The organism is Mycobacterium sp. (assembly GCF_035314665.1).
Classification (GTDB): Bacteria; Actinomycetota; Actinomycetes; order Mycobacteriales; family Mycobacteriaceae; genus Mycobacterium.
Genome location: NZ_DATFZD010000180.1, coordinates 1 through 6,387, shown reverse-complemented (window position 1 = coordinate 6,387; position 6,387 = coordinate 1). Strand labels below are relative to the sequence as shown.

The window sequence follows — 6,387 nt, the reverse complement described above, 5'->3', positions numbered from 1 at the left end:
CGCTTTTCAGGCGGACGCTCATACCGACTGAGCTACCTGGCCGGAAGGCATCGTGTGCCTCGACGGCGACCCTGACGGGACTCGAACCCGCGACCTCCGCCGTGACAGGGCGGCGCGCTAACCAACTGCGCCACAGGGCCTTGCTACAACTCCGCGTTACCGCGTCGCAGGTACCCCCTACGGGATTCGAACCCGCGCTACCGCCTTGAAAGGGCGGCGTCCTAGGCCGCTAGACGAAGGGGGCCAGAACCGAATCTCTCCGGGGTACTCGCAACATGGTGACGTTGTGAGCCAAGCTAGCTTAGGTCACCATGGACCGAATCCTCAAACGAGCAGCGCCGGGCAACCAGTTATCCTTGTGCGTCGCGCCCCTATAGCTCAGTTGGTAGAGCTACGGACTTTTAATCCGCAGGTCCTAGGTTCGAGTCCTAGTGGGGGCACCAGCCTCGATGTTTCTACTTCTTCGTCGGTAGATGCAGTTGGATGACCTCGACCAGATGACGTCCGACGTCGTCGAGCGCATCCGTTGATCCGCTGGCGAGCGCGACGACGACAGCGCCCTCGATCGCGGCGATGACCAACGTCGCCAGCGAGCGGGCTGTGTCCGGGTCGGCACCGGAGCCGACCAATCGATCAGCGAGGATAGTGCGCCAGTCGTCAACTGCCTCGGCAGCTGCCTGCGCCGCTGCCGGCGCTTCCGAGCGGCCCAGGATCGCAGCAACGATCGGGCAGCCGGCTTCCATCTCACTTGCGCGCAGCTGCACCTTCCACTGGTCGATGAACGTCCGGACGGCCTGGATCGGGTCGCCACCGGTATCGGCCGACCGGATCACCGCGCTCAGCGCTTGTCCGGCAATACGGGTGGCTTCCGTCACGAGTTCCGCTTTGCCGCCGGGGAAATTCAGGTACACGGTCCTGCGCGCCACCCCGCTGTCCTCCAGCAGGGCATTGAGACCCGCTCCGGCGACACCCCGGCGTCGAACCAGGTCCGTGATGCTGGCGATGAGGGCATCCCGCGCGGTCATAGGGTTGAACTATACCGATTGGTCTACTACCGTGGCATCGGTGACGAACACCGACCGAGATAAGACGTTGCGAAAGTTCCGCAGAGAACGAGCCGTTGGACGCTTGCTCAATCCGGCAGTCCAAGGATTGAGCAGGCTCGGGCTGCGGACCGCGCTGGCCACCGAATTGGAGACCGTCGGCCGCAAGAGCGGTCAGGTGCGCCGCGTCCCCGTTTCCGCGCAGTTCGACGACGGCGGGGCGTGGGTCATCTCTCAGCACGGCACCCGCTCCGGTTGGGGTCGAAACATCGTGGACAATCCCAATGTTCGTGTCCGGCAAGGTAATCAGTGGCGTGCCGGAGTGGCGAACTTCAGACCCGATGACGATGTCGTGGCGCGCGGTCGCAAGTTCGGGCTAGTTGGGGCCAAGGTCGTCAAAGCACTGGAGACGACTCCGGTGTCGGTGAGGATCGACTTCACCGACTGACGTGGCGACGCTTGGCCGGAGGTGGACGGGGGGTACCCCTGTCCCATGAGAGGAATATCACGGCGCTCGTTCGGACAATTCGCGGCGGTTGCCGGCGGGATAAGCGCGGCTGGAGTGGCGGCGTGCGCAGCCAGGCCCGCCGGGAAGCCGTCGACGCCGGCCGCTCCACCGCCGCGGTCGGGACCGGGTGTGGGCTTGGTGCTCGGACACGAGCAATTCACCACAGCACAGCTCGTCGACCAGGCACAGGCGGCCGAGCAAGCCGGATTTCGCTATGTGTGGGTCAGCGACCACATCCAGCCGTGGCAGGACAACGAGGGACATTCGATGTTCCCGTGGATCACGTTGGCGTTAGTGGGCCAACGCACCAAGCACATACCGTTCGGCACCGGCGTGACATGCCCCATCTATCGCTACAACCCGACGACAGTTGCCCAGGCGTTCGCCTCGCTGGCGCTGCTCTACCCCGACCGGGTGTTCCTCGGCGTTGGGACCGGCGAGCGGCTCAACGAGCAGGCGGCTACCACCCAGTTCGGACCGTACCGGGAGCGCCATGACCGGTTAATCGAAGCCATCCAACTCATCCGGCAGCTATGGGCCGGACAACGAATCTCGTTCCAAGGACGATACTTTCAGACCAACCAACTCAAGCTCTACGACGTGCCGCCGTCGCCGCCGCCGATTTTCGTCGCCGCGGGCGGACCCAAGAGTGCACGCCTGGCCGGCCAGTACGGCGACGGCTGGATCACCGAGGCCAATGGTGTCAAAGACAATAAGCTGGTGGCCGCGTTCAACCAGGGCGCGCACGATTCCGGCCGCGATCCCGCCACCCTCGGCAAGCGCGCCGAAATGTTCGTAGTCGTCGGCGACCACACTGAAATCACCCGCGGCGCAGAGCTGTGGCGGTTCACCGGCGGCGCCGTCGACCAACCCAATCCCGTCGACATCCAACGCGCGGCACAAGCCAACCCGCTGGACAAGGTCATCGGCGGTTGGACCACCGGCACGGATCCCGCCACCCACATCAAAGCCGTGCAGGCGGTTTTGGACGCCGGCGCGACACCGTTCCTGCGCTTTGCGCAGCAGAATCCGCTTGCCGCGATCGACTTCTACCGCACCGCGGTCCTGCCGCGGCTGCACTAATACCGGCTAGGCGCGAACCGCGTTGAGATATGTCACGTCGGCGAAAGCTGCGGCGACCTGGTCGTCGGGATAGACGAAGCCGTTGGCAGCATGCAGCTGCGCGACCGGGCGGTGCGAGACCTGCCAGCCACGCCGGCTCAGGTGATCGACGATGTGGCTGCGCTCGAAGTGGTACACGAGATCGTTGAAGTCGACGACGTCGAAGCCCAGCTCACTCATCCGATCGTGGTGCGCCCGCCAGCGCTCGTCAGCGAAAACCGTGGTGTCCGGTACGAATTCGCAAGCCAGCTGGCTGCCGGCAACGCTTAGTGCGGTGACGTTGTCGAACAGGGCGTCCTGCGCCTCCGGCGGCAGGTAGACCAGTAAACCCTCGGCGCTCCACGCCACGGGAGCCTTCGGGTCGAAGCCGGCCGCCTTGAGGGCTGCGGGCCAATCGTCGCGCAAATCAACGGCAGCGGTTCGACGTTCGGCCGTCGGCTGCGCGCCCAGCTTGCTCAGCGTGGAGGTCTTGAACTCGATGACATCCGGCAAGTCGACCTCGTAGACGACGGTGCCTTTCGGCCAGGGCAGGCGGTAGGCCCGCGCATCCAAGCCGGCCGCCAGGATCACCGCCTGGCGGATACCGCCGGCTGTCGCATCGAGAAAGTACTGGTCGTAGAACCGGGTACGGACGGCCATCCCGCGTGCCATCCGGTCCGGGTCGAATTCATGCTCTTCCGTGACCGGTATCTCGCCGTTCACCAGTCGGCTGTAGACGTCGATGCCGACCGCGCGCACCAACGGCGCGGCAAACGGGTCGTCGATCAGCCCGGCGGCCGAGGACAACGCCCGTTGCGCGGCGACCATCGTCGCCGTCGCGCCCACGCTCGACGCCAGATCCCAGCTGTCGCTATCGCTCCGCACGGACATCGCGGCTCCCATCTCGGGGTTTCCGAATAATATAGATGAGCTAGTTATTGCCACCGACGCCGGACGGAGGATCGGCATGGACTTCGCTCAGCACACGATCGACCTGGCCCGCCAGAACGTCGCCGAGGGCGGTCGTCCGTTCGCGACGGTCATCGTCAAGGGCGGTGAAATCCTCGCCGAAAGCGCCAACCTGGTCGCCCAGACCCACGACCCGACCGCCCATGCGGAGATTCTCGCCATCCGCCAAGCGTGCATGAAGCTGGGCACCGAGCACTTGGTCGGCACGACCTTCTACGTACTGGCCCACCCATGCCCGATGTGCCTGGGCTCGTTGTATTACTGCTCACCGGATGAGGTCGTGTTCCTCAGGGCGCACGACTCCTACGCGCCGTATTACGTCGACGACCGCAAGTACTTCGAGCTCGCCAGCTTCTACGACGAGTTCGCCAAGCCGTGGGATCAGCGGCGGCTGCCGATGCGATACGAGCCCCGGGACGCGGCGGTGGATGTCTACCGGTTGTGGCAGGAACGTAACGGCGGGGAACGTCGGGTGGCCGGCGCGCCTACTCGCTGACGCGACAGACCCCTTGACAGCGTCGACGCTTGCGCTACTATCTGCGTATGCATGCAGATAACGAGAATATCCGTTTGCCGGACGATCAGGTCAGCCTGGTGGTCGAGGTATTCCGGATGTTGGCCGACGCCACTCGCGTGCAGGTGCTGTGGTCGCTCGCCGACCGCGAGATGTCGGTCAACGAACTGGCTGAGCATGTAGGCAAGCCGGCGCCGTCGGTGTCCCAGCATCTTGCCAAGTTGCGGATGGCGCGGCTGGTGCGGACCCGTCGGGAGGGGACGACGATCTTCTACAGCCTGGAAAACAATCACGTGCGACAACTCGTCGTCGACGCCGTCTTCAACGCCGAGCACGCCGGTCCGGGGGTGCCGCGGCATCACCGCGCCGATGACGGCCTGCGGGCGGTCGACGGACAGCGCAAAGGTAGCTGAGCCGTCAGCCGTCTAGGCGTTACAACCAAGCAGCACAACGTGTTTCACACAAAGGAGATAATGGAAATGTCCGAACAACACACCCATGAAGGCCCGCACTCGCACGAGCACGAGCACGGCGGGGTCGCTCACACGCATGCGCACACCGAGCATGAGCACGAGCACGTCGAGCACGAGCACACCCACACCCACGACGACGGAACCGAGCACAGCCACGGACACGTGCATCAGTCCGGCCTGGAGGAACCGCACAACCACGCGCACAGCTGATCGCCGGCGCTAACGCGGCCTGCCTGCCGTCAGACGTTGGGGCAGTAGTGTTTTGGGTTGTCGCGCTCGTCAAGCGGCGGCAGGTTGCGCGCGGGCGTTTGCACCAGCGGCGTCGCGGTCGGAATGCGGCCGGTGGCGCGGTCCCACCCCGACCGGGCCCGCGGATGCATCCGGGCCCGGCGCGGCAGACAGCTGAAGGCTAGACGCACGACGTCGACGAAGCGGCGGTGTAGCCACTCGTCGCGACGCGACCAGGTGTAGCCCATCAGCTCGCGCACCGGGGGGTCGTAGAGGCCGACCGTCACCCAGACGAAGAACGGCGCCAACAACTTACGCTGCAGCGCCCATAGCCGGTCCGGAAGCCATTGCGCGAACGGCGGTTTGGGCAGCTCGGTCAAGTTGAGCACCTCGCGTGCGGCGAAGTTATTCTCCAGTACCTCGCGGCACATGTGATCCCAGTACACCTGGAAGTCTTCCCAGGTCTTCGGGACCGGGCGCATGCTCATGCCGTACATCCGGTACCACTCGATGTGTTCGTCGAACAGTTGCCGCTTCTGCGCCTCGGTGATGCCGCCGCAGAACCGTTCGGCCACATGGATCGTGCCGACGAAGAACGTGGAGTGCGCCCAATAGAAGACGTCGGGGTTCATCGCGTGGTAGCGCCGGCCCTGGCTGTCGGTGCCCTTGATGTCCACGTGGTAGTCGCGCACCTCGGCGCCGGTGGTCGGCGCGCGGTCGCCGTCGAACACCACCCCGCCGATCGGGTACAGCGACCGCAGCAACCGCGGCCAGCGTTCCCGAAAGAACGTGGAGTGCTCTTCGACGGCCGCACCGAGTTGCGGATGCATGTTCTGCATCGACCCGGCCCACGGACCCTGCAGCATGCCGCGCCAATCACCGAAGTATCGCCACGTCAGCGAGTCCGGGCCGAGCGGCTGGGGCGGGGCGTCATACCCGAGCGGTGACACGGGGCAACCGGCCGCGACAGCACCGCTGACCACCTCGTCGGCAGCGCCTGTGCTGGTCAGCGGGCACGCCTCAGACGTATCTTGAGTCACTGGTCAACGTTTCCTGTCCATGTGAGCCAATCTGACTACATGCGTTGTCAGTATAGACCTTAGGAGTTGAAGTGCCGTCCGGTCAACGCTCGCGCCGCTGGTCCGGCGTTCCCCTGGAGGACCGCCAGGTCCTGCGGCGGGACGAACTCATCGCGGCCGGCGTGCGGCTGCTCGGCGGCGAGGGCGGGCCGGCGGTGACGGTGCGGGCGGTATGCCGGCAGGCCGGCCTCACCGAACGCTACTTCTACGAAAGCTTCTCTGACCGTAACGAATTCGTGCGCGCCGTCTACGACGACGTCTGTACCCGCGCCATGTCGACGCTGATGTCTGCGACCACACCCCGTGAAGCCGTTGAGCAATTCGTCGCGTTGATGGTCGACGACCCGGTCCGCGGCCGGGTGCTGCTGCTGGCCCCGGCGGTGGAGCCGGTTCTGGTTAGGTCCGGCGCGGAGTGGATGCCCAGCTTCATCGAGCTGCTACAACGCAAGCTGACCCAAATCGGCGACCCGGT

General features: G+C 65.3%; 9 protein-coding genes and 3 tRNA genes. 7 read left to right on the top strand and 5 right to left on the bottom strand.

The genetic code is table 11. The features are described from left to right. Nucleotides 1-66 precede the first annotated feature (66 nt). Nucleotides 67-140 (bottom strand) — tRNA-Asp (locus VKI00_RS14315). Between the two features lie 31 nt (nucleotides 141-171). Beyond that, nucleotides 172-244 (bottom strand) — tRNA-Glu (locus VKI00_RS14310). 123 nt (nucleotides 245-367) lie between these two features. On the opposite strand from VKI00_RS14310, the gene VKI00_RS14305 reads away from it, so the two are divergent. Beyond that, nucleotides 368-443, top strand: a tRNA-Lys gene (locus VKI00_RS14305). A gap of 12 nt (nucleotides 444-455) precedes the next feature. On the opposite strand, the gene VKI00_RS14300 is transcribed toward VKI00_RS14305, so the two are convergent. After that, nucleotides 456-1,025 carry a TetR/AcrR family transcriptional regulator gene (locus VKI00_RS14300; protein WP_324438390.1) on the bottom strand — a complete coding sequence of 190 codons (570 nt, stop codon included), beginning with the start codon at nucleotides 1,023-1,025 and terminating at the stop codon, nucleotides 456-458. A 40-nt stretch (nucleotides 1,026-1,065) separates the two neighbouring features. Between VKI00_RS14300 and VKI00_RS14295 the strand changes: the two genes are divergently transcribed. Then, on the top strand, nucleotides 1,066-1,491 hold the full coding sequence (locus tag VKI00_RS14295) for a nitroreductase family deazaflavin-dependent oxidoreductase (RefSeq protein WP_324438388.1): 426 nt from the start codon (nucleotides 1,066-1,068) through the stop codon (nucleotides 1,489-1,491). Between the two features lie 45 nt (nucleotides 1,492-1,536). Beyond that, a complete protein-coding gene (locus tag VKI00_RS14290) occupies nucleotides 1,537-2,634 on the top strand; it encodes a F420-dependent hydroxymycolic acid dehydrogenase (RefSeq protein WP_324438386.1) in 1,098 nt (365 codons plus the stop codon). 6 nt (nucleotides 2,635-2,640) lie between these two features. On the opposite strand, the gene VKI00_RS14285 is transcribed toward VKI00_RS14290, so the two are convergent. After that, nucleotides 2,641-3,543, bottom strand: coding sequence for a class I SAM-dependent methyltransferase (locus tag VKI00_RS14285; protein ID WP_324438383.1), 903 nt, complete (start codon nucleotides 3,541-3,543; stop codon nucleotides 2,641-2,643). Between the two features lie 76 nt (nucleotides 3,544-3,619). Here VKI00_RS14285 and VKI00_RS14280 point away from each other — a divergent pair, with 76 nt between their 5' ends. The 3 genes from VKI00_RS14280 to VKI00_RS14270 all read left to right on the top strand — a co-directional run bounded on the left by VKI00_RS14280 (nucleotide 3,620) and on the right by VKI00_RS14270 (nucleotide 4,818). Beyond that, nucleotides 3,620-4,117, top strand: coding sequence for a nucleoside deaminase (locus VKI00_RS14280; RefSeq protein ID WP_324438381.1), 498 nt, complete (start codon nucleotides 3,620-3,622; stop codon nucleotides 4,115-4,117). A 47-nt stretch (nucleotides 4,118-4,164) separates the two neighbouring features. Next, on the top strand, nucleotides 4,165-4,548 hold the full coding sequence (locus VKI00_RS14275; RefSeq protein ID WP_324438378.1) for a metalloregulator ArsR/SmtB family transcription factor: 384 nt from the start codon (nucleotides 4,165-4,167) through the stop codon (nucleotides 4,546-4,548). A 66-nt stretch (nucleotides 4,549-4,614) separates the two neighbouring features. Then, the gene (locus VKI00_RS14270) at nucleotides 4,615-4,818 is read left to right on the top strand and encodes a zinc transporter Slc39a7 (protein WP_324438376.1); all 204 of its coding nucleotides are present in this window, start codon (nucleotides 4,615-4,617) and stop codon (nucleotides 4,816-4,818) included. A gap of 29 nt (nucleotides 4,819-4,847) precedes the next feature. Here the strand turns inward: VKI00_RS14270 and VKI00_RS14265 are convergent, their stop codons facing one another. Next, a complete protein-coding gene (locus VKI00_RS14265) occupies nucleotides 4,848-5,876 on the bottom strand; it encodes an oxygenase MpaB family protein (protein ID WP_324438374.1) in 1,029 nt (342 codons plus the stop codon). 71 nt (nucleotides 5,877-5,947) lie between these two features. Here VKI00_RS14265 and VKI00_RS14260 point away from each other — a divergent pair. Then, a partial coding sequence (locus tag VKI00_RS14260) for a TetR/AcrR family transcriptional regulator (protein ID WP_324438372.1) occupies nucleotides 5,948-6,387 on the top strand: 440 nt, incomplete at its 3' end.

What these genes read in the sequence shown, in the direction of transcription:
- VKI00_RS14300 (WP_324438390.1), bottom strand. Translation starts at nt 1,025, where the DNA reads ATGACCGCGCGGGATGCCCTCATCGCCAGCATCACGGACCTGGTTCGA.
- VKI00_RS14290 (WP_324438386.1), top strand. Translation starts at nt 1,537, where the DNA reads ATGAGAGGAATATCACGGCGCTCGTTCGGACAATTCGCGGCGGTTGCC.
- VKI00_RS14285 (WP_324438383.1), bottom strand. Translation starts at nt 3,543, where the DNA reads ATGTCCGTGCGGAGCGATAGCGACAGCTGGGATCTGGCGTCGAGCGTG.
- VKI00_RS14280 (WP_324438381.1), top strand. Translation starts at nt 3,620, where the DNA reads ATGGACTTCGCTCAGCACACGATCGACCTGGCCCGCCAGAACGTCGCC.
- VKI00_RS14275 (WP_324438378.1), top strand. Translation starts at nt 4,165, where the DNA reads ATGCATGCAGATAACGAGAATATCCGTTTGCCGGACGATCAGGTCAGC.
- VKI00_RS14270 (WP_324438376.1), top strand. Translation starts at nt 4,615, where the DNA reads ATGTCCGAACAACACACCCATGAAGGCCCGCACTCGCACGAGCACGAG.